Below are 1,411 nucleotides of genomic sequence, written 5' to 3' on the forward strand. Positions count from 1 at the left end.
CTGTTCAAGAGGGATTCGCAACGCGTGGCACTTTTACTATGCGTTGGTTTTAGTGATTAAGGTGGTATGCGGCAGCTTTCGTATTGCGTTGCTCACCCCTTAACAGGGCGTTAAATTTTAGGAGATAAACTTGGCATATTGTCAGTGTGGTGATTTTGAAGTTCTCGAACATGTAAAAGTAATTGCGTTCGAGAGTGAGTCGTTGTTCGTTACTCCTGAACTCGAGGAGTGGAGACCTAACATTCAAATAATTTTTAAGCGTAGTGGGCGCAATGAAAAAGCAAGAATGTTGCAGTTTTTCAACCACTACGATACTGCTGTGTTAGAGTTCACGAATTGGCATTCCAGCGAAAAAAAGTCGATGCTTGGTCCTTATGAGATAGGTGAACTACCTTCAGGTGAAAAGGTATCAGTATTTATTGTTCACGAATTTATAGATGATGATCCTTTTCCAACCCATAGTATGGAACTTCAATTTATGAAAGGGGGTGAAGATGACTTCGACATCCTCTAGTCAAAAAAATAAGTCCGGTGGTCAATTTTCTAAATCACGAATCTTGTTTGAAGAAGAGTATGAAAACTTATCTCATACGAAGATTTCGATATCAGAAGAGAAGCTTAGGCTACAACTAATCGAATATGAAAAGTCAGTAAAGTACAGGTTTGCATGGGGTGCTCCATTAGGTGTGTTCCTGACTTTGATCACTGCAATTCTGACGACAGATTTTAAAATGTTCCTTTTACTCGATAAAGAGAAGTGGGAGTTGCTTTATTGGGTGGGTGCTTCGTTTACTTTTTATCTTTCAGTTAAGTATTGGCTCAATGCGAGAAGCCACAAAGTGACCATGGATGTATTGATAGATCGCATCAAGAATAAAATTTAACAAAGCATTTAAGAGTGATTCGCAACGCTTGGCATTTTCGCTTCGCTCAAGTATAGCCAAGCGTCGCTCACACCTTAATGCGGCGTTATGTGTTTGGTTGCAATCGTCGCGATCTGGTGATAATGTGAGCTCAATACATCGAATCTAATGTCGTGCTCTGATTTAGGTTTGAAAGTCTTAATTTCATGGTTAGTTCAAATCGCTTCATTGTTTTTGTTTTTTATAACGTTAACAGGAGTTGAAATTATGAGTTTAAATGACTTGTTTAAGGCGTATGTGGGGGAACTTGGGAGGTGCATTTCAGATAACCCCTGCAGTAGTTACACAGTGATCAGGCAGGATGACTTGAGTCTGATAATTTAATGAATAGCACGACGAGGGGTTAAGTTCCCCCACCTCCACCAATTCGCCCGTAAGCATTGTCTTGCGGGCTTTTTAGTATCAACACATAACAAACTGTTCAAGAGGGATTCGCAACGCGTGGCATTTTCACTATCCGTTGGTTTTAGTGTTTAAGGTGGTATGCG

The 1,411-nt window shown here is 40.3% G+C and carries 2 protein-coding genes; both read left to right on the forward strand.

The genetic code is table 11. The features are described from left to right. Nucleotides 1–130: 130 nt before the first annotated feature. Entirely contained in the window at nt 131–514 is a 384-nt protein-coding gene (locus KIV41_RS24690; protein WP_025624000.1) for a hypothetical protein, read from the forward strand. After that, on the forward strand, nt 495–884 hold the full coding sequence (locus KIV41_RS24695; RefSeq protein WP_285337853.1) for a hypothetical protein: 390 nt from the start codon (nt 495–497) through the stop codon (nt 882–884). Before KIV41_RS24690 ends, KIV41_RS24695 begins: the two co-directional genes overlap by 20 nt. Nucleotides 885–1,411: the final 527 nt, after the last annotated feature.

It is taken from the genome of Vibrio sp. D401a (assembly GCF_030248515.1).
GTDB classification, from domain to species: Bacteria; Pseudomonadota; Gammaproteobacteria; order Enterobacterales; family Vibrionaceae; genus Vibrio; species Vibrio rotiferianus.

Excerpts from the sequence above, each read along its gene's own strand:
- KIV41_RS24695 (WP_285337853.1), top strand. The coding sequence starts at position 495 with ATGACTTCGACATCCTCTAGTCAAAAAAATAAGTCCGGTGGTCAATTT.